Genomic DNA, 25,549 nt, shown 5'->3' on the forward strand with positions numbered 1-25,549 from the left:
ACCACCTGGGGTTATCGATTCATGTTCGGCGGGAAAACCTTGGTCGGAGAGAAAGGTTACATAGAATTACCTAAAAAGTTTTTCAGCCTAAAATTCTTTTGTATTCAGCAGGGTTATTCAGCACCTGAATGGCCTTTTGAATATCCGGATCGTCGGGGAAGGTCACTTCGATAAGGCCTTTCTGCAGGTAGTAGCGGGTAATGATCTCCTGCTCCAACAACCCTTTGATGTCGTCTTTGAACTTGGTGAGGTCTTTTTCTTTCAGCGCATTGATTTTTTCTTCCAGGGATCCGAGTTGGTCTTCAAGGCTGGCATAGGTCTTGTCTCTCTTGGCTGCGGCAAGCAGGTGGCGATAAGCCCTGTCCACCGAAGTTTCGTAAGAAAGCTCCTTTTTACGAACCCAATTTAGGAAATCGTTGTAGTCGGCGTCGCTCAACTGAAACTCTCTGGCGGCCGAAATTTGTGGATGTTGGTAATGATAAAGCGTGGCATACTGAAACAAATAGCCCTTGGAAGACAATACAAGTGCGATGCTTGGATAGTCTTCTACCTCAACCACCACGTCAGGATCCAGCCCGTCGCCATCATATACCACCCGGCCATTTCCGGTTTTGAATGCAACTTTCAAAGAATCAGGTAGCTTGTTGACCGTGCCATCGGCATTGCGGTGGGCATAGTCCAACGCCTGAATACATCTGCCGCTTGGGATATAGTATTTGGCGGTAGTGACTTTGAGCTGGGCATTGTAGCTCAGCGGGCGTGTGGATTGTACGAGTCCTTTTCCAAAAGTCTTTTCGCCAATCAAAACGCCTCTGTCGAAGTCCTGAATAACGCCAGCCACAATTTCGGAAGCGGATGCACTGCCTCCGTTGGTAAGAATGGCCAAAGGAATTTGAGTATCTACCGGTTCATCCAGCGTTTTATAAGTCCTGTTGAGGTCGGTGATTTTACCTTTTGTGTCAACTACTTTTTTGCCCTTGGGAATAAAAATGTTGGAAATATTAACTGCCTCGTGCAGCAGCCCTCCCGGGTTGTCTCGTAAGTCAAGAATAATAGAAGTCGCACCTTCTTTCTTCAGTTTGATCACCGCCTTTTTTACTTCGTCCCCCGCATGTGTCGTAAACTCAGTTAACTTGATCAGGCCAATATTCTCATTTACCATGCCTGCGTAATACACATTATCAATGGTGATTTTCTCACGATCTACCTGAAACACCATTGGCTCCTTTTTGCCGTATCGGTTAACGGTGATGCCAAAGTTTGTTCTTGATTGCCCTTTGAGCAGCTTGCCCAAATCGAAGGCTTCTTTCTGCTCAACTTCAATGCCATTGATGCTCAGAATTTGGTCACCTATTTGCAAGCCCGCTTTGTGAGCAGGGTAACCTTCCTGCAGCATGATGATGGTGTGGTGTCCTTCAAGGAATTCTGTGCTTGCACCTATGCCCCCGTATTCACCGGTTGTCATGGTGCGGAAGTCTTCTATGTCGTCTTCTGGAATATATACTGTGTAGGGGTCGAGGCTTTCCAGCATCGCATCAATACCTGTTTTGATCAACCTGTTTGGGTTCACATCGTCCACATAGTAGGTGTTAATTTCCTTGTAGATGGAAGCAAACAAATCGAGGTTTTTGGCTATTTGAAAAAATTTGTCGCTGTAGCTGGAAAAACCAAACCAGCCGATGGCTAGGACTAGCAGCGTAGGTATAAAGAGGCGTCTTTGAAATTTACTCATTGTGCGGGCGTTTTGCGAGCGTCTACTTGAACGAATTATTTATTGAAGCAACGTTGCGGAGTTATTCTATACAATCATTCTTAAATTATGAATAATTCCCTTAATTTAAACAATAACGTTACCCCTTTCTAAATGATGCAGATCGAACCCATAAATATATGACATATTTTAAGAATAAAACAGTTTTTATCACCGGTGCCAGCAGAGGAATTGGCCTCGCCATAGGCAAAAAATTGGCCAGTGAAGGTGCCAATATTGTAATCGCAGCCAAAACAACCGAACCTCATCCGAAACTGCCAGGCACCATCTACACTGCAGCCGAGGAAATCGAACAGGCGGGAGGTAAGGCTTTGCCATTGATGGTGGACATTCGTTTTGAAGACCAGGTGCAAGCCGCTGTGGAGAAGGCAGTGGAGACGTTTGGCGGGATTGATATACTGATTAACAATGCCAGCGCCATTAGCCTTACACCAACGCTGGCTACCGAAATGAAGCGATACGACCTCATGCATCAGGTAAATACCAGGGGCACTTTTTTGATGTCGAAGACGTGCATTCCCTACCTCAAAAAGGCAGAGAACCCACACATCATGAATATGTCGCCGCCGCTGAACATGGAGGCTCGCTGGTTTGCGCCTCACGTGGCCTACACCATGGCCAAGTTTGGCATGAGCATGTGTGTGCTGGGCATGGCCAAGGAGTTTAAAAAAGATAATATTGCTGTTAACGCTTTGTGGCCCCGAACAACCATCGCCACCGCTGCCGTGCAGAACTTGCTGGGAGGCGACCAAATGGTGAATCAATCGAGGAAACCGGAGATACTGGCCGACGCCGCTTATTATATTTTAAGGAGAAAGTCATCAGAAGCCACTGGCAATTTCTATATTGACGATGAAGTACTGAAGGCGGAGGGGATTACTGACCTCACAGCTTATGCGGTTGACCCTTCTGCCAATTTAATGCCTGATTTCTTCATTTAGACAACAACCCTACAAACATGGCCAAAAAGCCCAACACTCCGATACTTGTTAAAAATGACCCCTGGCTGGAGCCATATGCCGAAGAGGTGAGTAATAGGATCGAAAGGTTCAATGCGGCCATGATCGACATCAAAAAAGCTGCCGGCTCGTTGGATCAATTTGCCTCAGCCTACGAGTATTTTGGCCTTACTTACGACGATAAAGCCAATGGCTGGTGGTACCGTGAGTGGGCGCCTGCGGCTCATGCGCTGTCAGTGGTAGGCGATTTCAACGGATGGGACAGAGAGGCACATAAGCTGAAGAAAAACAAGGAAGGCATTTGGGAGATTTTCATTGCTGAAGAAAAGAAGGGCGAGAAATTTCAGGACGGCACCAAGTTCAAAGTGCACGTGAAATCGGAGGCAGGCGAAATGGATCGGATTCCTGCCTATGCCACTTACGTGGTGCAAGACCCAACTACCTATGACTTTTCTGCTTGCGTTTACAAGCCAGCAAAAAAATTCAAATGGTCGGACACCAAGTTTTCGTCAGTAGCGGCCAGCAAATGTCCCATCATTTACGAGTGCCATGTGGGCATGGCTCAGGAGAAGGAGGGAGTGGGTACGTACCGGGAGTTTGCTGAGCTTACTTTGCCGAGGATCAAAAAGCTGGGCTACAACACCATACAAATGATGGCCGTGCAGGAGCATCCTTACTACGGCTCCTTTGGCTATCATGTGAGCAACTATTTTGCACCCACCAGCCGCTTCGGTACACCGGACGACTTGCGCTATTTGGTGAACAAGGCGCACGAAATGGGCATAGCAGTGATCATGGACATTGTGCATTCTCATGCCGTGAAGAATATTGCCGAAGGACTCAACAAGCTCGACGGCACGCAAAGCCAATATTTTCACGAAGGGAGCCGTGGCTTCCACGAACAGTGGGACTCGATGCTTTTCAATTATGGCAAATGGGAGGTAAAGCAATTTCTGCTTTCAAATGTCAAGTACTGGCTGGAGGAGTTTCATTTTGATGGGTACCGCTTTGATGGGATTACCTCGATGCTCTACTTCCATCATGGCAACGTAAGCTTCGACCACTACGACAAATATTTCGCTGCCGGGGTCGACTGGGATGTACTCACCTACCTGCAGTTGGCCAACGAAATTATCCATTCCAAAAAAGGTGCTATTTCCATCGCTGAAGACATGAGTGGCATGCCTGGGCTGTGCCGACCTACCAAAGAAGGCGGCCTTGGTTTCGACTATAGGCTGGCCATGGGCATTCCTGACTATTGGATCAAGTTGCTGAAGCACAAGACTGACGAGGAGTGGAATATTCACGAGATGTGGAGTACCCTGCAAAACCGACGATTTGGTGAAAAAAACATTGCCTATGCAGAGTCGCACGACCAGGCGCTGGTGGGTGATAAGTCGCTGGCTTTTTGGCTGATGGACAAGGAAATGTACACCCACATGCACAAGGAGCTCCCCAGCCTGATCATTGACAGGGGCATTGCTTTGCACAAAATGCTTCGCCTGTTCACGCTGTCTTTGGGCGGCGAAGGCTACCTGACTTTTATTGGCAATGAGTTTGGGCATCCTGAATGGGTCGACTTCCCGAGGGAGGGCAATGGCTGGAGCTACAAATATGCCCGCAGGCAGTGGAGCCTTGTGGATCATGCCGATCTGCGTTACCAGTACCTCAACAATTTTGACGAAGCCATGGTGCACCTGGCTACCGCTGAAGCAATTCCCGACAGCCTACCGGCTCAGCAGCTCAATATGGATGATACCAATAAGGTCATCATTTTTGAACGTAAGAACCTGATTTTCCTTTTCAACTTTCATGGCCAGAACTCCGTGCCCGACTATCGGTTCAAAGTGCCACAGGGTGGTGATTATAAAATCGTGCTCAACAGTGACCACGCCAAGTTCGGAGGCTTCGGAAGAGTAGACGACAAAATGACCTACCCAACAGTGAACCTGTATGGAGAACACTTCCTGAGCGTGTATTTGCCAGCAAGGGTTTGTTTGGTGATGAAGAAGGTGTGAGGAGGTAAATGGTAAGCAGTGATCGCTAGGAAGTCAATACAGGAATCCCCAACCGATCACTCGCCTGTTGTCGAAGACGATAAAAATGATGGTGACTATCTTTTCTGCAACACCACGCTCTCCTTTACCCAACAGCTCAAGACTATTTTATCTCCTTCCTGCATTCCTTCTTCGAAAATTTCTCCAATAGAAGGGAACTGGCTTTTTGCATCTTCCATGCCTTTTGCATTGCCCGCTTTGCGGTACATGTCGTAAGCCGCAATGAAAACAGCCCTGTCTTTCACCCGGCTCACACCTTCTTTGCAGTCTTCATAGCTATGGTAGTAAAGGTTACCTATCAGGTTGTAGGCTTCAGGCATTTCCTCCTGGTATCCGAGTGCCTTTCTCGCATGTGTTCGAGCCATCGCCTTTTGTTCCTGAGCTGCATAAATCCGGGCAATGTCCAGCGACGTCTCAGCCTTTTTTTCATTTTCATCGGTGAGGCTTAGCGCCTCATTGTAGTATTTTAGCGCAGCTTCATGATCATCGTCAGCAGCTCTTTTTGCCGCCAGAATTCTGGCAAAACCATAGGAAGGAGCTTCGTCCTGGATGATTTTGGCGGATTCAAAGAAGAGAGGACTGTCAGTGCACTTGCCTGTGAGCAAAAGATGAAAAACCTTCTTTGCCATCTTCAGGTTCGAGGGATCTTCTTTCAGTTTACTTCCCAGGGTATTTTCCACAAAACTGCAATCCAGCGGAACAATTTCGATGAGAATCTGGTCAATCGTTTCCTGTATTTTTATCAACCACTCCGATGGTTCCTTGGCAATCTTTGCCTCAAGAATTTCGCTGATCCCGTCATAGTACTCCAGTACCTCCTCGTCGGAGATTGCCCCGCCAGTCAATTTCGACCTTTTTAGCACATCCATAAAGGCGATGAGGTTGTTGTCGAATGCTGCCACACCATTCAGGCTGTTTGCCTTGTCAAACAATTCAATCAGCTGCGGGTATTTTGCTTTGTCGTCCTTGTAGAATTTGTAGGCTGAAAATGCCTTCCGGTTGAGCACGTCTCCCTCATGGTTGAAGTACTCAATGCGTTTGTCGTAGACGGCCAACACCTGTTCCTGATAAGATGCCTTAGCTGCTGCGTCCTCCGCTTTTTCTGCGAGGTCTTCGTAAGTTTTGGCAGCGCCAATGTAAAGACCTACATTCAGGTTCGCCACTTCCGCAAGCAGCCATTCAAGGTAGGGTAGAGCTTCCTCAGAATTGCCCAGCTTCGACAGGTCTGAGTAAAGCGCATAATACTCTTTTGCTTTGGCGGCTTTTATTGAATCTTCCGGCCAAATCCATCCGGGTTGGGCACTTAATCGGGTACAGCAAAGAAAAAAGACGAGCAGCAGGAGGGCTTTGGTAGTCATAACAGGAAATGATTTGTAGGTGATGTGTAATATAATTTAATCCTACAGGCGATCATTTCCAAACTTGTACGGTGATAGCCCTATTTAAGCGGAAATCGGGCGTATTTACTCCCTCACCACCCTGAACCCAACACTCCTCTTGTCTACAGCCATTGCCCCAGCCTTTTCGTCGGTAAAATCATAGGCACCAAAACCGTAGGTAGTTCCATCGGAAGCATATTCAGCCACGTTGCCGCCGAGGTCATAAATTTCGGCTTCTTTTACTTTCGAAGCTGGGAAGGAGCCTGCCTCTTTGACAAGTGAGCTCTTTACTTCGGCTAACTTTGCTTTGAAGTCGGTCAGGTCGTCGATGGTAATGTCGTAGCCAGCCCAGTAGTTGAGCGTATTTTCCTTTGCCGCCGACTTGAGCGCCAATTCATGCAACTTTTTGGCTTCCGCCGTTGAGGGCAGCCGGTAGGTTTGGCCAGTCTGCGTGCTTAGCCAGGAGACGTAGCCTTTCGCCTGCTCGAGACTCACTACTGCCGGGAAATTGTCCCGCCCGGCCGGGTAGCTGAACTCGCTGCTATAGGCTTTGAACTGTGCGTTGGTCACTTCAAATTTGCCAATGGCTATTGAATCTTTTTTTGTCGCAGCAGTTTCGGGTGTCAGGCTGCCCTTCACCATTTCGCCGTAGGCTCCGTTTGTCGTTTTCGCTTTCTCCTTGCTGATCAGCTGTGCCAGCGGGCTGCCCTTTTTGAATGCCTCATTGGTTTTGTCTGGCTTGCCCCACATGTACTTGTCGAACCAGGCGATTTCTTCGGTCATTTTGCGCTGCTGATGGGTAATTTTCTGCAACCCATGCGGCTGCCCGGGGAACCAAAGGAAGCGTACGTCGGCCTGCCCGATTTGCTGGAGGGCCCGGTAGTATTCCCAGCTCTGGTCACGGGGTACTGCCCTGTCTTCGCTGCCATGGAAAATAAGCGTGGGCGTTTTCACTTTCTCCATTTCAAATAGCGGCGACTTCAGGATATAGGCTTCGTTGTAGATTTTGCCATTGCGGTTGTCCCAGGGCGCACCACCAAAGTAGCTCTGGTCAAAGGTGACGCCAAACTGGCAGTTGCCATAATCAGAAGTCCAGTTCACATCGCCGGCGCCTACCGCAGCCACTTTGAAAAGGTGGGGGTGCTCAACAGTGAGCATAGTGGCGAGAATGGCACCATTCGACCAGCCCATTACTGCCATGGAATCTTCGTAGATATACCCCTTTTCGTTGAGCAGTTTAATGCCATTGATGATGTCTGGCAGCTCGTATTCGTAGTAGTGCCCCTTGATGGACTCCACAAATTTCTGCCCGTGATTGGAGGAGCCATGGTAGTTGGGCTTGAGGGTAAACACTCCTTTTTCGGCCATCAGGTGAGGGTAGTACCCCCAGCGATCGGCCCAGCGATCCATGTCCACACCCGAGGGTCCACCATGAATGGCCACGATGAGTGGGTATTTCTTCCCGGCTTCGAAGTCGGTTGGGTAATAGAGAATGCCCGTGACTTCCTCGTCCAGGGCGCCTGTCCATGTAATCACTTCCGATTTTGTCATAGGTTTTTTCTCCAGATGCGTATTAAGTTTGACTAGTTCCTGACCAACTGCCAGCGAATTTCCCTTCTTCCCTTTTACAACCTCCGCCACCCGAATTTGGGTGGGAAGGGACGCTGTTGAGTATCCAACGAGCAGCTTAGCACCGTTTTTGGCCGCTGCCACTACATTCAAGTGGTCAGTGTAATTTCCGGCACTGACGATTTCTTTGCTCCAGATGCTCCCGTTTTTGCTGTAAAAAGCCAGGCCATTGTAAGCGCCTTTTGCCAGTGAGCCAATCACCAGAGGCCCGGCCACATCGTAGCCAGCACCTAAACCCCAGTCGTGGCCGAGGTTGACTTGCGTAACGCTATTGGTCGAGAGCGTATAAAAATGCAACAGGTCAATGCCAGCGCCCTGCCACTCTGGGTTCGACGAAAGCACACTGGTGAAATAGAAGCCGCTGTTGCCGGCGGCAAACTGGAAGCTGCCGGGTGTTTGATAGCCAGAAGCAAGTATTTGCTGGCTTGTTTTGTCAGTGAGGTTCCAAAGGTGGTGTGTGGGCGATGGCTTGCCATCCACCCCATAATGAGGCGACATGGTTTGCGAGGTTACCGCCCATTTGCCATCGGGTGAAATGGCGTAGCTGGTGATGGGGAACTGGTTGTCCGTTACCCTTTGTACCTTTTTCTTGTCCGTATCGAACGTGAATAACCTGCTTGGTTTCACATGCAGAGAGTCTTCAATTACCTGCACATTGTCTTTTTTCTTTTCTATCTCTGTTTCATACAGCGTCTTGCCTTCTTCTGCCCTAAAAATCAGGGTTTTTGCGTCCAGCCTTTTTAGCTGAGAAATAGACACGTCAAAAGAGTCGACAACGTAGGCCTCTCCCCCAAGTAGCGACATCGCCCACAGGTTTTTGCCCTTGGCTTTAGAAGAAAGGAAGTAGATGGTTTCTCCATCGGCAGAAAATACAGGATTGCTTTCTGACTCGTCGCCTCTGGTAAGCTGCACTGTTTTGAAGTTGCCGTCTTTGTCTTTACTATTGAGCCGGGTAAGATAAATGTCGGACACGAAGCTGTCTTTGTCGGGAGCGGGTCTGCGTTTCACCCAAGCCACCAGGTTGTTGTCGTCAGAAAAAATTGCGTCGGAAAGAGACTCCTGATTGACCACATCATCTACTGTCCACTTTTGGGCGTAAGAAAAATGTGCGGCAGACAATACGACAATTGCCAGGGCAAGTAGCTTTTTCATTTTCAGGTTGGGTTAATTAAAAGCGGAAATTAACGAAAGCCGTTGATACTTTATAGTATAATTTCATCAGGGAGTGTCAGGCCAGAAGCTTGGTCTTTCAAGTACTCCATGCACTCTGCAATCTGCACATTCCGGAGGAGCCCAAAGGGCCCCTTCTCCATCAACTATTAAATAGCCCCACAGAATGAACAGGTTGAATTCGTCTTTGAACACGTCTCCTTCCTCCCGGGGCGAGAAGGTTTTAAGTTGACTGATGCACGGTTCACCAGGATAGGTCAGGCCGTGCAGGTCTTTTTTTCGATCAATAAAAATTCGTTTTTGTGCAACACTACTGGCATCAAAATAGCCAAGCACCGGCTCTTCGGGGTCGTCAACGTTATGCACGTTGCCAGTCAGCTGATAGGGTTGAGGGTCGAAGAGTGTTCCCAAGCTTTCGGACGTTTTTTTTACCTCGCTCCAATACCTGAAGCTCTTTTCACTTATTGTTTGTTGCCGGACAAGAATGCTATAACGTGATTTAAGCCGAAACGAAACAGTGCTCACATAATTCACTTCGAATTCACTTACCCTGTCTGCTTTTAGGTTCGCCGTGCTGGTGATCAGCACTTGTCGGGAGGAGTCGGTTTTAAAACAAAGATTAATTTCTGGATTGCGGCGAACGAAGGCTGCTGGAGTTACCGAAAAATCCCATTCATAGAAGGAAGGATAGTGCGGTCGTATTTCGTACGTTTCTATCCATGAATATTTGTAATACACGGACGTTCCAAGTGGATCATGTGCATCTACCATAATTCTTACCCCGTCCAGGCTGTCTCCGGCGTCAGTTAAGCGTATCTCTCGTTCAAAATAAATACTGTCGATAGGAGGCGACGGCTTCAAAGTGACAATCTCGGACTTATACCTTTGATTGGATGATGTGATAACGCTTAAAAAGTAGGTTTTTCCGGCGCATCCAACAAAATTCAATGGGTTACTGAGGTACTTGCCAGGTGTAAACTCTGTAAGTGTAAAGGAGGCTCCTTCTCCGTCAATTACCCGGACGATAGCATTTCTTTCCGGCGTTGCTCCTTTGGCATCTAACGGGGCAGTTCGGCTGAGGGTGATCACGTAGGGCTCATTGGCGTCGGAAATGTTGCCTTCCACCACCAGCACACTTTGGAAGTCGGCGACTTCAGCCTCAAATGGTTCCACGCAGCCTAATAGAAGTAGGCCGAGTCCAAAGGATCTGACAATGCGAGCGCTTAGGCCCTTCATATTCTTCATGGCAGGTAATCCGGTTTTTCGAGCGATCCATGATAGGTGCAATCGGCGCAGTCTCTGGGAACCATGTGTACAAATGATGCCAAAAAACCACCTACTCCATATATCAGGTATCCCTGGTCGAGATAGTCCTGAACACTCCAGTAGTTGACCGAGTCGATTTTTTCATAGTAGCAGGTGTTGGTGGGGAAGTCCAATTCTTTCAGCTGTTCACGGCGTATAAATATTCTTTCTTCATCGACTGAAAGCGCCTCGAAGTAGCCGAGAACAACTTCTTCGGGATCATTAAGGTTGCCCACGTTGCCTGGCAGTGCATATGGCTGCTTGTCAAATAATGTTCCCTGGCTTTCGCTGAGGCCTTTTAACTCTCGCCAGTATTTATAGGCGTTTTCGGTTATGGCGTACTGCTTCACCAGAATGCTGTAAAGTGAAGCAAGCTCTCCCCCAAGCGTATTAATGTATTTTATTTCAAACCTGCTTAGCACATCCTTTTCAAGCGTGTTGGTAGAAGCAATCAACACTTGCTTTGACGAATTGGTATTGTAACAGAAAACATTGGGTGATGGATTGAAAACAGGGTGGCCAGGGTCTGTTATACGGTCACCTGGCACCCACCCATAAGAATTTGGGTAGGTTGCTTTGTATTCCCAGTCTTCTTTCCACTCCCATTTGTAATACCTCGTTGAATTAGTGGGGTCATGGGTGTCTACCAGGATTTTTATTCCATCAACTAACTGATCTTCAACATCAGTGAACCTTACCTCTCTTTCAAAATACACACTGTCGATGGCAGGCGTTTTGATCATTCTTTCGGTGCTGGACTGATAGTGCACGCCGTCTGCCGTAACGATATCTAACGTGTATTTTGACCCAACCTGGCCAACAAAATCACCTGCTTTGCTAACATAGGCCCCGTCTGCACTTTCAGTCAGCGGATGTTCAATGGCTTCCCCCTCAAGTATTTTGACGGTTGCTCCTGTTTCTGGCAAACTTTTTTTAAGGTCAATTGCCCGTGAGCGACTTAGCCTGATGACGTAGTCTTCGGGTCGATCAGTAACGTATCCCTCCACCACCAATTCGCCATCACTTTCGGGTATTTCGGGCACAAATTTTTCAATGCAGCTGCTAAGTAGTAGCAGTAGTAAGTAATTGATACGAATGAGGGATTTTTTGTCGCCCATACCTCAAGTGATTCATCTGTTACCAAAAATCCGGTTTCTCCAACGATCCGTAAACTCTGCAATCGGCGCATCGCCTTGGTGCCATAAGAACATATTCAACCGGGTATGGCCCTAATACGGAAATAAGGTAATTCCGTGTCAAATTGAGAGGGATGTCCTGAAGGGCCACCGTATCAAGTGAGTTTGGACAGCCGGTGGACGGAAACGATAAATCTCTTAACTCAATTCCGTCAACAAACAGCCTCATTTGCGAAGACTGGGCCGCATCAAAATAACCAACTATGACCTCGTCAGGGTCATCCAGATTTCTAACGTTTCCACGGAGCTCATAGGGAAGTGGATCAAATAGCGTTCCGAGGTTCTCGGAATTTTTTTGGAGTTCGGACCAGTAGTGGAATGCATCCTCATCCAGTGCAAATTGCTCAACGAGTATGCTGTATCTTTTTCGCAGCTTATAGTCGGCCGTGCTCACATAGTTAATCTCGAACTCACTTACCTTGTCTTCTGATAGCTGGTCGGTGCTCACCGTAAGAATGGAATTTCCGCGGCGGGAATTGTAGCAATTTGCGGCAAAAACCGCAATTGGTTTTATTGGGAACCTGGGGTCGGGCGCCATGGAGTCATAATCCCACGGTGCAGCGTACGCCAGCGAAATCTCGTATGTTTCCTTCCATTCGTAGCGGTAATAGTTGGTACTCGCCGTGGGGTCATGGGCGTCAACCAATATTTTGATGCCGTCCATTTCGAGGCCGTCATCGTTGATGCGTCGCTCTGTTTTGAAATACACGCTGTCGATAGGAGGTGTAACTTTTACCGTGACAGGATCAGACTGATAGTGATTTCCACTAGTTGTTACAATGTCAAGTGTGTAACTCTGCCCGGTCAAAGCCACAAACTCGTTGGGGTTACTCACATATCGGCCAGAGTCGCTTTCGACTAGTGGATAGGTTTCGCCCTCGCTGCCTATGATTGAAACACTGGCACCAAGCTCAGGAAGAAAGTCTTCGTTATTTAGGGCTCTCGACCGTGACAAAGTAATCCTGTAAGGCTCAGCTTTATCGGAGAGGTAACCATCTACTACCAATACGCTTTGGTAGGCAATTACTTTTGGGTCGAACTGTTCAACGCAGCTACCTAAAAGCACAAGCAATAGCGCATTTCTTCCGGTAATAAATAGCTTTCTTTGAAAGGATATTGTATCAGTGATTTTCAATTTTTTTGTTTTAAGGTATTAGTTAGGCCAAAAGTCAGGTTTCTTCAATGAGCCGCCATGGTAGGTGCAGTCTGTACAGCGCCTGGGTAAAAACCGTGGGTCAGGTGGCGGCCCATCCCACACACTATAGCACGAGGGCCCGGGAAAGTTGAGATCTTTGACATCTCTTCTTGAGATAAAGATTCGCTTATCCTGTATCGATAGCACCTCGAAATACCCTAAAACCACCTCCTCGGCGTCCGACGTATTGTAAATATTTCCTCGGATAGGGTAATGCTGAATGTCAAACAAAGAGCCAGCCATTTCGTTGGATTGCTTGATCTCCGACCAGTAGCTATAGGCTTTTTGGTCGATGGCCGATTGTTGGACCAGCAGACTGTAATAGGAGCCAAGGCGAAACCCCTCGGTGCTCACATAATTGAGTTCATGCCTGCTTACTACATTTTTCGATAACCCACGGGTGGTGGCAATTTGAATAATTTTGGACGTGTCGGAGTCGTAGCATTTCCACAGGTTGAAATCGATGGGATATTCTATCTTTATTTCCCAGCTTTCAATGGATGTCCATTTATAGAACTTGGTCGAGTTGTTTTCGTCATGCGTGTCGACAAATAAGGCTATTCCCGACAACACTTCTTCAGCGTCAGTATATCTCTCCTCCAGCTCATAGTAGACGCTATCTATGGCCGGCGTGCTTCGCAGGAGTTCCTCGGAGGACTCAAAATGAATGCCATTTACGTCAATTTCCAGCTTGTAAGTAGTGCCTGGCTGCCCTCGCCATTCTGCCGAGTCGCTAAGATATTTGCCCGGAGCCACTTCTTTAAATGGATAACATACGCCCTCAAGGGTAGTCACACAAACTGAGGCGCCAGTCTGAGGTAAAGAGTTTGCGGTGCCGAAAGGCCTGCTCCTAGAAAGGAGCACCTGATAGGGGCCTGGTTGGTCGGATATGGCGGCGTCTACTACCAGCGAGTTTTCATAGTCAGTCGACTTCCCGTCAAATGATTCAATGCACCCTTCAAAAATGAAAACGATGGGCAAAACCAGTGCTAGTTTTCTGGAGATATACGCTGAAACAATCGCTTCACTCATAATGGCCAAAAGTCAGGTTTCTCCAATACGCCATGAAATCTACAGTCGCAACAATCTTTCGGTGCCATATACAGGGAGATAGCCCCGTAGTCGCCGAGGTAAGCAATAACGTAGCCGGCTTCCAAATGGTCGTACACATACCTGTATTCAACCTCAAGCAGATCCTGTCCACAAGGGTTGGTTGGGTATTTGATGTCCTTGAGCTGCTCACGGGTAATGTAGAGGCGCTTCTCTTCTACCGTGCCAGCACCAAAATAGCCCAGAACGGTTTCGTCGGGGTCTTCGGTGTTAAAAACGTTTCCCCGCAATTCATAGGGCTGAGGATCAAACAAAGTACCCAGGGTTTCAGAGGTCTTTTCGAGCTCCGACCAATACAAGAAAGCTGCTTCATCAAGAGCATATTGCCGCACTAAAATGCTATAAAGAGACCTTAGCTTATAGCCATCTCTGGTTGTGACATAGTTGAGCTCCAACTTGCTTACCTCGTCGCTTGACAGCTGATTGGTAGTGGCAATATGGATGTTTCTGCCTACTTCATGGTTGTAACAAAGGCCGATCTGATTTCCATTTTCTTTTGGAAACCCAAATTTGCCGTCCTCGTAGGTGATCCAGTCGTATGTGTTGGGGTAGGGTACTCGTATCTCCCAATCTTCCTCCCATTCCCATCGGTAATATTTCGTGGAATTTGTGTCGTCATGTGTGTCAATAAATATGGCTGCTCCCGTAATTGTATCTCCGTCAATATCCGACAGCCTGACAGAGGGTTCAAAATAAACGCTGTCTATCGGTGGCGATTTTTTTAGTGTAACCGGCCCGGACTGGTAGTGATTGCCATTGTCAGTTAAAATGTCAAGCGAATAAACTTGTCCGACAACACCCTTAAAGCGTGCCGCTATGCACTGGTAAATGCCAGGTGAGGTTTCTTCAAACTCGAAACTTGTCCCCTGTTTATCTATTACCGATACAATGGCGTTTGATTCCGGGGTAGGAATGGCAACGTCGATAGGGGAGCTGCGTGTCAGTTTTATAGTTGACCGAGCTTCTGCGTCTGATACAAACCCGTCAACTACAAGAACACCTTTGTAAGCTTTTGATTCAGGAGTAAAAGGCTCGGTGCAACCAATGAAGTCGAACCCTATCAAAAGAGTGCACGTCACTCTAAAGAAGTTTTTACCTTTAACAATGAAGTCTTTGGATGATATGTTAAATAATTCGGGCAATTGTCAATCAGGTCTGAATTTTGGGCGTTCCAGCGACCCGTAGAGTCGGCAGTCACTACAATCGACGGGAGCCATAATCACGTAAGTGCTGCCAAACAGACCTGTGGTGTCGATAAGGTAGCCAGCCTGCAGATAGTCTTGTACAAGCCTGTAGGGCACGGTATCTCTCTCCTGGTCGCACTGTTCCAGCGGGTACACAAGGGAGTCGAGTTGGTCACGGATGACTACCAGCGAATTAACTGACACCGTGCTGGCATCAAAATAGCCCAGTACCGGCTCGTTGCCATCACTTGTATTAAAAACATTCCCAGTAAGTTCATAAGGCTGTGGGTCAAATAAGGTGCCTACCCCTTCGCTGCTTGCCCTTAAGGCCTCCCAGTATTTGTAACCCGCTTCGTCAAGAGCATATTGTTTTACTATAATACCGTAGAGGCTCTTTAATTTGAATCCTTTGGTGCTGGTAAAATTGATCTCATACTTTTTTACACGGTCTTCTGAGAGGGTTTTGGTGCTGGCCACCATTATTCTGCTGGAGGTGTCGGAGTTGTAGCAAATATTCACCGGCAGAATTTTGGGTATGGGATAGCCCATTCCGACTGTGTCTTTGTCGACTTGAAAGTCGAATTTTGAGTTGACTGGCATTTGAATTTCCCAATTTTCTGTCCATTCCCAGCGGTAGTAGTTGGTGTTGTTATTCTCGTCGAACGCATCGAGGTAAATGGCAATGCCTGACAGCGCTCTCCCGTCGTCAGTCAGTCTGGTTTCACTGCTGTAATAGACTTTTTCAATTGGAGGAGTTTGCTTAAGCGTAACCGGGCTGGATTGATAGTGGCTGCCTCCGGCAGTTACAATATCGAGCACATATTTTTCTCCCACCTTTGCTGTCAAATCTGCCGCCGGGTTGTAATATGTACCGGGTAGTGTTTCCTTAAAAAGGTAGTCATTTGAGTGGCCATCTGTCACTTTCACTATGGCATTTTGCTCTGGTATCATGTCTTTCATGCCTATGGCCCGGGTTCTGGAGAGTTTGATTGTGTTGCCCTCCGCACCAGTTGTAAGCTGCCCTTCCACCACCAGTAGGTTGGTCAACTTCGTTCCTTGCGGCTCGAATCTTTCGAGGCAGCCAACACTCACGAAAAATATCAGTATGGCCAGGGTGATTATCCTCATTTCTCAACTTTGAAAAACTTTTTTTGAGAGATCAAATCGCCTGAGTCTGAGATTCCTTCAACGTCAATCAAATATGTCCCGGTATCGTCTCCGGCAAAAAACGCTACTACTCCAAGTCCGTTACTGATCTCTTTGCTATCAGCCCAATAGAGGGTGTTTCTGAAGTCTGGCAAGGTCGATGTTGAGTTAGCATCGTCGTAGTCGGGGAACACATACTTCGCCCCTTTCTGCACCCCAATAAAAGAATAGTCCTGGCCAGCAATGAGTGCAGGGTCTAGCCCCGCCAGGTCGCCCTTATATGAATGAAAGCTTGTGATGCCGTCGAAAATGGCTCCACCCATCAAATATCTCTTCGTCACTACATCAATCCGCTTCACAAGGCGAGGATCCAGCTCCATAATAGTGTTCGCCTTTTTAATAGGAAGGCCATCATAGAGCATCAACGGTTCATTGTTCATGATCTCATTTTTTTCCACGTTGACCATCTTAAAATAGAATTCGTCGTTTCTTTTTCTTGGGAAAATACCGGCTACGTATTCCCTCAGTACCTCTTCCATCAAAGGGAACCTTGTGTAGTCATCCAGGTAGTATTTCTGATCAGGAATGCCGTAAAAGGGTAATGAGTCACCCGACGGCTGGTGTTCATCAAATGGAATAATGCTGGAATACACATTTCTAACCTGCATGTTCTGGCTCGCCTGAGTCAGGTAACTCTCCCACTTTTCATCAATACTCAGTGACGGAACCTCAAGTGCAACAAAGGCCTCTGAAAACGACGGATCAATAATTATATCTACATTGGCATCTGGATCGCCGCTTTGCAGGTGCGCTTCTCCCTGGCCATAAAAATCCACAATCTCAAACCGAATAACGCCCTCGCTGTCAGCTTTTGAAGTATAGAATTCAGGTTGAGTTCCAATGATAGACAAGTAGATCAATTCATTTGCCTTTGGCGTTGTGGTGCCCGATTCATACACTTTACCAGTGAGGAATTGCCCCTTTGTTTCAGGCAAGTAGTGCCTGTCGGGTTTAAATGAAGCCTGGGAGGGTTTTTTTTTGACAACCACCGGAAGCTTCCCGGAATTTCCCTGGCCTGTCATGAAGAAATCTGGCACCTTACTTACAGAAACTGACACCAGCCCACTAGCAGGCCTACCTTCTACACCAGTTAATCCCAGGTCGATGGTTACCTTTTGCCTTGAGCGATATACTTCGCTGGCGGTTGATATCGTCAGACCTGCTGTGGGAGCAGAGACTTTTCTGGTGGCTGGCTTTTCACTGCTTTCTGACAGCCCAAGCGACTTAAATGGATTGATGATGGTAACAATTGAATAAGCATAGTCCTCGGGAGGAAAATTTCTCATCCACTTGGTGTAGGCTCTTAAGATGTAGTTGCCTGAAGTGGCGGTAAATGGTAAAAGAATGTCGCCCTTTCCTTTTCCATCATTCAAATCAATGATCGACTGCGCCAGTGGTGTGTTTTCGCTGTCGAGGAGTTCAACATAAGCCAGCCTGCTAAGTGGCGAAAGCAGGTGGTTTGACTGATCGAGACATGTTACTGAAAACCTTATCCGATCACCCGTTAAATACACAGGGCCATCGTGGTGTATATGAATCTCTTCCCTGTAGGAAATGTCCTGAGCCTGAATCAAGTTGCTTGCGGGCAGCACCGATAAGAGTACCGATGCCGTTAGTAGCGTTCTTCCAAAAATGGCTTTAAGCTTTCTCATGGAATTAGAATCTGAAGTTGTAGGTGATGGTTGGAATGGGGCGGGCAAAGACAGAAAGCTTGTAGCCATTTATTTCTCCCTGCTCGGTCACGAAGTAGATGGAGTACACATTGTTGCGCCCCAGCACATTGAACAAAGCGAATGTCCATGAACTGTGGGCTAGCTTCTTGATTTTATGGTTGCCCTCGAAGTTGATAGACAGATCCATTCGGCTATAGTCAGGAATGCGGTAGGCGTTTCTGTCGGAATAGTGAACCCGGTTTGCTCCGCCTATGGTATAGACAGACAAGGGGTAGGTGATTGGCCGCCCTGTGCTGTACGTATAATTAACCGATATATTGATCCTTCTGGTGAATTTATAGTTTGAAACAATCGTAAGGTCATGCGGCTTGTCGTAGCTGGCGGGGAAATAAGTGCCTCTGTTTACCCTTTCTTCCGGAAACTGTCCTGCGATTTGTACGAACGTTCTGGAGTATGTGTAGCTTACCCATCCGTTGAGTTTGCCGGTTTTCTTTTTCAGCATGATCTCGAGCCCGTATGCCTTGCCTTTGGCTTTTATCACGTCAGTTTCCAGGTGCTCATTCATCACAAGCACTGCGCCGTTTTTATAGTCCAGCATATCGGTTAGCCACTTGTAGTAGGTTTCCACCGACAGTTCAAGGCTGTTGGATCTCATGTTGCGGTAGTATCCGATAGAGAACTGGTCTCCAATCTGCGGACTGATATAAGAATCGCTGAGCTTCCAGATATCAGTGGGGGAAATGGCCTGAGTGTTGGACAGCTGATGAATATACTGTCGCATTCTATTGAAGCTCAACTTGGCGGAACTGATGGGGTTGAAGGCATACCTCATAGAAGCTCTGTATTCCGGCCCGTGATAGGTTTTGATGAAGTCGCCTGAAGGGTACTGCAAAGTGTCCTGCATGGTATTCACGTCCTTTGCTCGGGTGGGGTCATATTGAATGACACTTTTTGGCCCAAGAAAAGAATACATGGAATAGCGCAGTCCCAGGTACAGAGAAAGCTTGTCGTTGATGTCAACCTTGTCGCCCACGTAAATAGCCGATTCAATCCCTTTTTCCTTTTCCAAAATCTTTTCCTGAAGGATGGATTGGTCACCAACAGGCTTGTTAAATCCAGGGTTCAGATCATAGTAAATACTGCTTAGCCCAAAATCGATTTTATGCATGGACTCAGGGAAGTAGCTGAAGTCGGCTTTGAAGTTGTGCTGGTTAATACCGTAACCAAGATTGAATGCGTTTACTGGCACGTCATCGGATGACAGACTGTAGTCGTAGTGGCTGGAAACTCCTGTGAAAACCCCATAAAGTCTGCTGTTGAATATTTTTTTCCATTTGATGGAAGCGTTGGAGTTGGTGTATTGGTACAGCGAATCGGAGTTGAGACTGAACTTGTCATTACTCAAATAGCCAGTAATATATACGCTGTTTTTTTCATCAATGTCGTAGGTCACCCTCGCATTCAGGTCGCTGAAACCGGCTGTGGAATTTTTAAAAGTAGCATTTGGCAGCCTTTTCAAAATCCAATCTGAGTAACTGCTTCGGCCAGCGATAAGGAACGAGGCCTTGTCTTCTATAATTGGGCCTTCAAGAGAAAGACGGCCAGTGACCAGCCCTATACCTCCGCTGCCAGCGAATTTTTTCTTGTTGCCATCTTTCATGTCTACCTCAAACACCGACGAGATTCTGCCTCCGTACTCCGCCGGAATGCCCGCTTTGTGCAGTTCTACATTCCTTACCACATCGGCATTGAAAGCCGTGAAGAAGCCAAAAAGGTGGGAAGGGTTGTAAATAACAGCGTCATTCAGCAAAATAAGATTCTGGCTGGTGCTGCCGCCCCGCACGTTGAAGCCATTGGAACCTTCGCCAACACTTTGAACCCCTGGAAGCGTTAAGGCTACTTTCATAATATCGGCCTCGCCAAAAGCAGAAGGCATCTGCTTGATCGACTGAATGTCGAGCCTGTCGAGCCCCATTTGCATCCCTGTAACGTTTACATCTCGTTCTGCTTCGATTACCACTTCCTTCAAAGCCACCACATCCTCTTCCATTTCTATATTGAAAAGCCCATCGGAGTAGAGAATGATTTGCCGCCTCGTACTTTTCATTCCCACATTTTGAATTTTCAGCAGCTGCTTGCCGTTGGGAATGGTGAGAGAGTAGTAGCCAAACTGGTCGGTAATGGTGCCTATTTTTGGGTTTTCGATATAAACTAAGGCCCCAATGACAGGCTCACCAGAAGCCATGCTTTTCACATAGCCCGCAACCGTAGCTTTCCCGGAGGCTAGCACCGCAGTTTTTTTGCCTACTTCGAAAGTCTTATTTTCTATGGCATCTTCCACAGGCCCCTGATTATTTCGTGTTTTTTCTAATTCCAGGGCAGCTATCTCCATTTTGTCTTCTACGGGCTCCCTTGTGAAAAAATCAGCAGGGAGGCTTTCCCGAATCACATAGCCTTTCGAGATAATTACTTTGCCTCCCGAATTGATGAAGAAACTTAAGTCGGAAGTGGACGGAATGATGGCTGTTAATGCTTCATTAAGAGAAGCTGAGTTAAGTGTGGCGTTTACCCGTATGGTGTCTGTCCATTGCGGATTGTAGAAGATCGCAGTTTTTGCCTGATCTTCAATGGTTTTTACCGCCTGATCAAAGGGTGTTTCGCTGAAAGTAGCGGTAATGGTTGGGTTTTGTGCCCGAGAATGGAACCCCAGCCCTATCATAAGTAATAAAACAGCTGCTTTTTTCATTTTCAGTTCTCTCCTTTTAAATCAAAGTAATAGCCAACTAACATGGCGGCAGTTCTTTTTGGGTTTTCGTGCCAGTACAATCTTCTTGCTCTTGAGTAGTCAGCGAGTTCTTTCTTTTTGTCTTCGAGAACCTTCAATAGCGCTCGTTTGCTTCTGATGATGATGAATTCATTGTCTTTTTTGAGGTATAATTTAACCTTGTGCTGAAATCCGACCACTGGCGCTCCTCTTGACTTGTCAATGAACTTTTCTTTTGTATGTCTTGCCACCAGTTTATATTCTTTGTCGACAATCAACTCGTAAAAGCGAGATTTTTGCTCCCCGGTCACTTGGGGGGGCAAACGAACAAACTTTACTGATGAAAGCGTGAAAGAATTAATCTTTTCCTGAGCGGGCATAATAGAAATCGAAATGCCGTCATTAGGATTGTAGTGTTTCAGAACTACAAGGTCGTTTACAATGTCGTACCGTAATTCGAGCCCTTTGTATTCTCTGTCAAGAAAGTTGATGCTGCCAGGTTGCCATTCGGAAACTAAAAAAGCATGATCAACCACATCCGGATACTTGATTCCATATTCCGCGCCGTTGAATATTCTGCCACTATACCCGACTTCGGCGTCGTACTGATTGCTGAGAGCTTCAATGGAGGGATTTTGGCTGACGAGATTTTGTGCCGGAGCAGTATTGTACAGACAAGCACCAATGGCCAGCTGAAGCAAGGGTAGTAGTTTTCGCATCAAAGTAGGTAAAACAGATAAAAATCAATACAAAGTTAAACCCGGCATTGAAGCCAGGAATGATCTGAATTGTACCAACTTCGAAAGTTGACACAATTCAGCATTCTATAACTATTTAAGTTCAAAAATCCCTCATTTTGCAGGGAGGATATTCCCTAAGTGGCGGTAATGAATGAATATCGGTAAACGGCTTATTTTTACGCTAAAAATTGTCAACTTCTCTATAGGCAGCCACAAGCGCCATTTCTCCTTCTTTTCCGGGTTTTGAAATGCCGTGTTCCATGCCCATTACGCCGCGGTATCCTTTGTCATAAATATGCTTGAAAACATTCTTGTAGTTGATCTCACCCGTAGTCGGCTCTTTTCTTCCCGGGTTGTCGCCAATTTGAAAGTAGGCGATTTCATCCCAGGTAAGGTTGATATTGGCGATGAGGTTTCCTTCGTTCCTTTGCATGTGATAGATATCATAAAGGATTTTGCAGGAAGGGCTATCTACGGCCTTGCAAAGCTCATAGGTTTGGGCGGATGTTCGCATGAAAAGATCAGGTCTGTCACTTAACGGTTCAAGCACCATGACCAGCCCATGGGGCTCCAATACTTCTGCACCAGCTCTCAGTGCGTCGATCACGTTAGCTGTTTGTATCCCTATGGGTAAGCTTGCATCGTAGAAGCCCGGAACAACTGTCATCCATTTGGCATTAGCTCTTTTGGCCAGCTCTACGGATTTTTTGCAGGTATCAACAAACTTATCTTTAAATTCTTTTTTTCCTGTGGTCAACGAAATTTTCCAGTTGTCGCCGCCGTCAATTACGAACACCCCCATTCGCATGCCCAGCCTTTCGAGCGTGGCTGCGATCTTGTTTTGCATTTCAACGGGTCGGCCAAGCATACCATTGTCTTCAAGTGACCGGAAACCCTGATCAAACATAAATTTCAGCTCCTCAATTGGGTCATCGCCAACATGGTTTTTAAACATGCCAAAATGCGGCGCATAGTCCATTTTAAATGGCTTGCCAACAGCCTGGAGGGGATTCTTGTTTGCTTGCGCAAAGGCACTACCTCCCATAAGCGACACTGCGCCACTTGCCAGGGCTGCTCTGCCAATGAAATCTCTTCTATTCATTTCGTTAATTATTTAGGTGTTCGAGTAGGTATATTTTGTGTTATCGGGCAGCAACTGGCGCTCCATTTTTCAACGAAGACAAATAAGCGACCAAATCGACCAGTTCCTGCTGTGTGAAAGCGTTATGCAGCCCGGTAGGCATCAGTGAGTTTTCAAGTGGCTCTTTTGATACGATATCCTTTTTGGTATACCTTGTTTTGGCACCGCCAATGACAGTTACCTCAAGGGCATCGTTGGTTTCGCTGGAAATATAACCGGCTATTTTTTCGCCAGCTGCTGTAGTAATCAAAAAGCCCTCATAGCCAAAGCTGATGCCTGCGTCAGGATACATAATTGCCTTATAAAGCCCCTCTTTCCCAAGCTTATCACCAATTTCCGACAGCTGTGGGCCAAACTGGGTTCCTTTGTTGTTGACGACATGACAGGTGGAGCAAACCCTCTCAAACATGGCAGCGCCGTTTGTAGCACTTCCATCCAAAGCCACCAGCTCTTCAATGGAGCCAAATTTGGTGTCTCCGGCGGCCAGCATTTTGGCCGCCTCTTTTCTTACTGAGCTTTTAATGCCGTTGAGAAGTGTGTACATCGCAGTCTCTTTCAGCTCTTCGGGCACCTCGTTGGCCAATGCCATGTCCAAAAGGTTGTTTTCGGTCGACCAACCTGTTCCGTAGGCTTTGATGGCCGCTTTCCTTACCGCCAGGTCTCTGCTTTCATCAAGCGATATTTCCTTGAACGTATTCCAAACCTCGGGCCCCCAAAGGTTGGTCATCGCATTCAGCGTTTCGATTACCTTTTCGTTGTCTTTTTGCTGAAGTTGTTTTTTGAAAAAGTCGATGCCCTCAAATTGGTGCACAAGTTTAATCGCCTCCGGGCCAAATTCACTCTTTGGTGACTGGGTGTAAATACTTACCAATGAAGGCACCTGGTCCCTTAGCTGATACCTTTTTACCCAATCCATATACGTTGGAGTGCCCTTCATTTGTGCCAGCGACCCCCTCATGATTTTGTTGACTGCCGGATCCGAATTGATTTTTTCTGGCGAAATATGGCTCAGGGCCAGAATCTTTATGCTGTCTTGCTGTGGGTGTTTGATAGTCAGCATACCAGCAAGCAGATTGTCTTTTGATGGGTCTTTGTGAAAATCGAATGCACGGAAATAGCGGAGATTGTCATGCATGCTTCCCTCTGCATTTGTGGCTAATTTTGCAAGTATAGGCAAGGCCGATTTGGCCCTACTTCTCCACACAATATCGTTAGCTCCGGGCTTCTCCAGGCCACCTTTTTCTATCCAGTTGTTAAAGAATTCTTCGCCTCTGGGATCGGCACCTATACCCAATGCTTCCAAATACCACCTGTCCTTTCCGTCGTATTGCAGGGCAAGATCCGTCCAAATGTCGGCAGCTTTTGATGAATCAAGATATCGCACTGCAATGGCCACCTCTCTTCTTACCTGAGGTGATTTGTCAGACGCTGCCTTTGCCAAGTAGTCATCCAGGTTTTTCACCTGCAGGCTCCTGGCAATTTTTAGCCCCGTGATCCTGATGTTTTCATCGGCATCGCTGGTGGCTAGCTGAATGTATTCATCTGTCTTCCCGTCAATCCTGGCCAACAGCCACAGGGCTCTTGCTTTCATTCTTGGATTGCTGCTATTCAAAAGGCCTTTCAGCGCTGCTTCCGCTTCGCTACCCATTGCCTCAAGGGCCGTCCAGGCGAGATAGCGAGTGCCCATATTGGGGCTTTGCAAAGACTTCACTGCCGCCTCAGCGCCGGTAACGTTTATTTTTTCTACTTCATAATCGACACCCTTGGGTGCCACACGGTAAATCCTTCCCTGGGCCTGATCCCCCATTTGGTGTCCACCAACTCCAGGGTCATACCAGTCGGCCACGAACAATGAGCCATCCGGCGCTACGCACACATCCGAAGGTCGGAACCATGGGTCGTCATTGCCCTTAAGAATATTAACAATGGAGGCAGTGTAGCCTGCTCCCTTCTTTTCCACCGGATACGCCCGCACCACATTAGGTCCTGCATCGGTATGAATCATCTGGTTCCTGAATCTTTCGGGAAGCAAGTCCCCTTCGTAAACGATCATACCGGTAGGCGATCCGGCGCCGGTTTGTAAAAGGTTGGGAACCGAACCCGGATCGTTTTGGTGCCAATGGCGAAGTGGAATTTCTTTTTCCATGTTGGTGCGGCGGGTGCTCCAGCTCGCACCGGTGAACTCGTCGGTAAAGCCGTAGTTGCCATATTCTAAAATGAAGTTGATGCGAACGCCTCTGTTGCCATCGTCGTCGTTGTCAGATTGCCAGATGGAGCCATACGAGTCGACCGCCGGCTCGTAGTTGTTTCTGAAATTGAAGCCAAGCACTTCCATGTTGCTGCCGTCGGTGTCGCAGCGGAAGAGCATCCCCTGGCGGTAAGGGTTGCCGGAGCCGTTTACCTCGTTGCCCACCATGTCGACAATCGGGTTGCCATCTTTGTCCAGCAGCTGATCACCTGCATTACCAAAGTTAAAATAGAACTTGCCGTCAGGGCCGAAGGTGAAGGAGTGAATGGCATGGTCATGCTGCACTCCACCTAGACCTGTAAAAAGCACTTCCTTTTTGTCTGGCACATCATCACCATCTTCATCGGTGAAAATGAACACATTTGGGCTACAGGACACGATGACTTTGTTGCCAAAAACGCCTATGCCCAGAGCTGCATTGATATCGGTTCCCTGATAAAATATTTTTCGGCTGTCGGCCTTTCCATCGCCATCTGTGTCTTCCAGAATGACGATTTTATCTCCTTTCGCATCTACCTCATTGCCAGGGTTGAGCTCGCTGCGGTAGTTAAAAGCTTCACACACCCATACCCTGCCACGGGGGTCAACGTCGATGTTGGTAGGGTTCATGATCATGGGCTCGGCGGCAAAAAGTGTTGCTTCCAATCCATCAGCCACCTCCAGCCCCGAAACGGCATACTCCGGCAGCCGCTTTTGGGCCTCGGTTAATGTGGAGCGATCCACAGGGGGAGCTTCTGTGGAGCAGTGTGTAAAAAATGCGGCGGCGATTGACAAGGCAATCGCCCTTTTAAACATGGAAATGTTCTTTGCCATAACGAGTTA

The 25,549-nt window shown here is 47.4% G+C and carries 16 protein-coding genes; 2 read left to right on the plus strand and 14 right to left on the minus strand.

Features of this window, described 5'->3' with window-relative positions:
- Positions 1-82 precede the first annotated feature (82 nt).
- Entirely contained in the window at positions 83-1,732 is a 1,650-nt protein-coding gene (locus RT717_RS26260) for a S41 family peptidase (RefSeq protein ID WP_317489297.1), read from the minus strand.
- Positions 1,733-1,890: 158 nt separating this feature from the next.
- On the opposite strand from RT717_RS26260, the gene RT717_RS26265 reads away from it, so the two are divergent.
- Together RT717_RS26265 and RT717_RS26270 are read left to right on the plus strand one after the other, a co-directional pair.
- Positions 1,891-2,712: an SDR family oxidoreductase gene (locus RT717_RS26265; RefSeq protein WP_317489298.1), complete on the plus strand. Its 822-nt coding sequence runs from the start codon at positions 1,891-1,893 to the stop codon at positions 2,710-2,712.
- A 17-nt stretch (positions 2,713-2,729) separates the two neighbouring features.
- Complete coding sequence (locus RT717_RS26270) at positions 2,730-4,748, plus strand: alpha amylase C-terminal domain-containing protein (protein WP_317489299.1); 2,019 nt, start codon at positions 2,730-2,732, stop codon at positions 4,746-4,748.
- A 95-nt stretch (positions 4,749-4,843) separates the two neighbouring features.
- Here RT717_RS26270 and RT717_RS26275 read toward each other — a convergent pair whose 3' ends face one another.
- From RT717_RS26275 to RT717_RS26335, 13 genes are all read right to left on the minus strand, one after another.
- Positions 4,844-6,145, minus strand: coding sequence for a hypothetical protein (locus tag RT717_RS26275; protein ID WP_317489300.1), 1,302 nt, complete (start codon positions 6,143-6,145; stop codon positions 4,844-4,846).
- 105 nt (positions 6,146-6,250) lie between these two features.
- A complete protein-coding gene (locus tag RT717_RS26280) occupies positions 6,251-8,947 on the minus strand; it encodes a S9 family peptidase (RefSeq protein WP_317489301.1) in 2,697 nt (898 codons plus the stop codon).
- A gap of 66 nt (positions 8,948-9,013) precedes the next feature.
- Positions 9,014-10,210, minus strand: coding sequence for a DUF4249 domain-containing protein (locus RT717_RS26285; RefSeq protein ID WP_317489302.1), 1,197 nt, complete (start codon positions 10,208-10,210; stop codon positions 9,014-9,016).
- Positions 10,207-11,388 carry a DUF4249 domain-containing protein gene (locus RT717_RS26290; RefSeq protein WP_317489303.1) on the minus strand — a complete coding sequence of 394 codons (1,182 nt, stop codon included), beginning with the start codon at positions 11,386-11,388 and terminating at the stop codon, positions 10,207-10,209. The genes RT717_RS26285 and RT717_RS26290 overlap by 4 nt, the downstream gene beginning before the upstream one ends.
- A gap of 19 nt (positions 11,389-11,407) precedes the next feature.
- A complete protein-coding gene (locus tag RT717_RS26295; protein WP_317489304.1) occupies positions 11,408-12,601 on the minus strand; it encodes a DUF4249 domain-containing protein in 1,194 nt (397 codons plus the stop codon).
- A gap of 18 nt (positions 12,602-12,619) precedes the next feature.
- On the minus strand, positions 12,620-13,693 hold the full coding sequence (locus RT717_RS26300; RefSeq protein ID WP_317489305.1) for a DUF4249 domain-containing protein: 1,074 nt from the start codon (positions 13,691-13,693) through the stop codon (positions 12,620-12,622).
- Complete coding sequence (locus tag RT717_RS26305) at positions 13,690-14,850, minus strand: DUF4249 domain-containing protein (protein WP_317489306.1); 1,161 nt, start codon at positions 14,848-14,850, stop codon at positions 13,690-13,692. The genes RT717_RS26300 and RT717_RS26305 overlap by 4 nt, the downstream gene beginning before the upstream one ends.
- A gap of 66 nt (positions 14,851-14,916) precedes the next feature.
- Positions 14,917-16,083, minus strand: coding sequence for a DUF4249 domain-containing protein (locus RT717_RS26310; protein ID WP_317489307.1), 1,167 nt, complete (start codon positions 16,081-16,083; stop codon positions 14,917-14,919).
- Positions 16,080-17,813 (minus strand): hypothetical protein, encoded by a 1,734-nt coding sequence (locus tag RT717_RS26315; protein ID WP_317489308.1) that lies wholly within the window; start codon positions 17,811-17,813, stop codon positions 16,080-16,082. The genes RT717_RS26310 and RT717_RS26315 overlap by 4 nt, the downstream gene beginning before the upstream one ends.
- A 4-nt stretch (positions 17,814-17,817) precedes the next feature.
- Positions 17,818-20,580 (minus strand): TonB-dependent receptor, encoded by a 2,763-nt coding sequence (locus tag RT717_RS26320; RefSeq protein WP_317489309.1) that lies wholly within the window; start codon positions 20,578-20,580, stop codon positions 17,818-17,820.
- Between the two features lie 2 nt (positions 20,581-20,582).
- Entirely contained in the window at positions 20,583-21,317 is a 735-nt protein-coding gene (locus tag RT717_RS26325; RefSeq protein ID WP_317489310.1) for a hypothetical protein, read from the minus strand.
- A gap of 202 nt (positions 21,318-21,519) precedes the next feature.
- Positions 21,520-22,440 carry a hydroxypyruvate isomerase family protein gene (locus RT717_RS26330; protein ID WP_317489311.1) on the minus strand — a complete coding sequence of 307 codons (921 nt, stop codon included), beginning with the start codon at positions 22,438-22,440 and terminating at the stop codon, positions 21,520-21,522.
- Positions 22,441-22,480: 40 nt separating this feature from the next.
- Positions 22,481-25,540, minus strand: coding sequence for a PVC-type heme-binding CxxCH protein (locus RT717_RS26335; protein WP_317489312.1), 3,060 nt, complete (start codon positions 25,538-25,540; stop codon positions 22,481-22,483).
- Between the last annotated feature and the right edge of the window lie 9 nt (positions 25,541-25,549).

This window comes from Imperialibacter roseus, from assembly GCF_032999765.1.
Taxonomy (GTDB): domain Bacteria; phylum Bacteroidota; class Bacteroidia; order Cytophagales; family Cyclobacteriaceae; genus Imperialibacter; species Imperialibacter roseus.

What these genes read in the sequence shown, in the direction of transcription:
- RT717_RS26330 (WP_317489311.1), bottom strand. Translation starts at nt 22,440, where the DNA reads ATGAATAGAAGAGATTTCATTGGCAGAGCAGCCCTGGCAAGTGGCGCA.
- RT717_RS26280 (WP_317489301.1), bottom strand. Translation starts at nt 8,947, where the DNA reads ATGAAAAAGCTACTTGCCCTGGCAATTGTCGTATTGTCTGCCGCACAT.
- RT717_RS26290 (WP_317489303.1), bottom strand. Translation starts at nt 11,388, where the DNA reads ATGGGCGACAAAAAATCCCTCATTCGTATCAATTACTTACTACTGCTA.
- RT717_RS26320 (WP_317489309.1), bottom strand. Translation starts at nt 20,580, where the DNA reads ATGAAAAAAGCAGCTGTTTTATTACTTATGATAGGGCTGGGGTTCCAT.
- RT717_RS26335 (WP_317489312.1), bottom strand. Translation starts at nt 25,540, where the DNA reads ATGGCAAAGAACATTTCCATGTTTAAAAGGGCGATTGCCTTGTCAATC.
- RT717_RS26285 (WP_317489302.1), bottom strand. Translation starts at nt 10,210, where the DNA reads ATGAAGAATATGAAGGGCCTAAGCGCTCGCATTGTCAGATCCTTTGGA.
- RT717_RS26275 (WP_317489300.1), bottom strand. Translation starts at nt 6,145, where the DNA reads ATGACTACCAAAGCCCTCCTGCTGCTCGTCTTTTTTCTTTGCTGTACC.
- RT717_RS26325 (WP_317489310.1), bottom strand. Translation starts at nt 21,317, where the DNA reads ATGCGAAAACTACTACCCTTGCTTCAGCTGGCCATTGGTGCTTGTCTG.
- RT717_RS26260 (WP_317489297.1), bottom strand. Translation starts at nt 1,732, where the DNA reads ATGAGTAAATTTCAAAGACGCCTCTTTATACCTACGCTGCTAGTCCTA.
- RT717_RS26265 (WP_317489298.1), top strand. Translation starts at nt 1,891, where the DNA reads ATGACATATTTTAAGAATAAAACAGTTTTTATCACCGGTGCCAGCAGA.
- RT717_RS26315 (WP_317489308.1), bottom strand. Translation starts at nt 17,813, where the DNA reads ATGAGAAAGCTTAAAGCCATTTTTGGAAGAACGCTACTAACGGCATCG.
- RT717_RS26310 (WP_317489307.1), bottom strand. Translation starts at nt 16,083, where the DNA reads ATGAGGATAATCACCCTGGCCATACTGATATTTTTCGTGAGTGTTGGC.
- RT717_RS26270 (WP_317489299.1), top strand. Translation starts at nt 2,730, where the DNA reads ATGGCCAAAAAGCCCAACACTCCGATACTTGTTAAAAATGACCCCTGG.
- RT717_RS26300 (WP_317489305.1), bottom strand. Translation starts at nt 13,693, where the DNA reads ATGAGTGAAGCGATTGTTTCAGCGTATATCTCCAGAAAACTAGCACTG.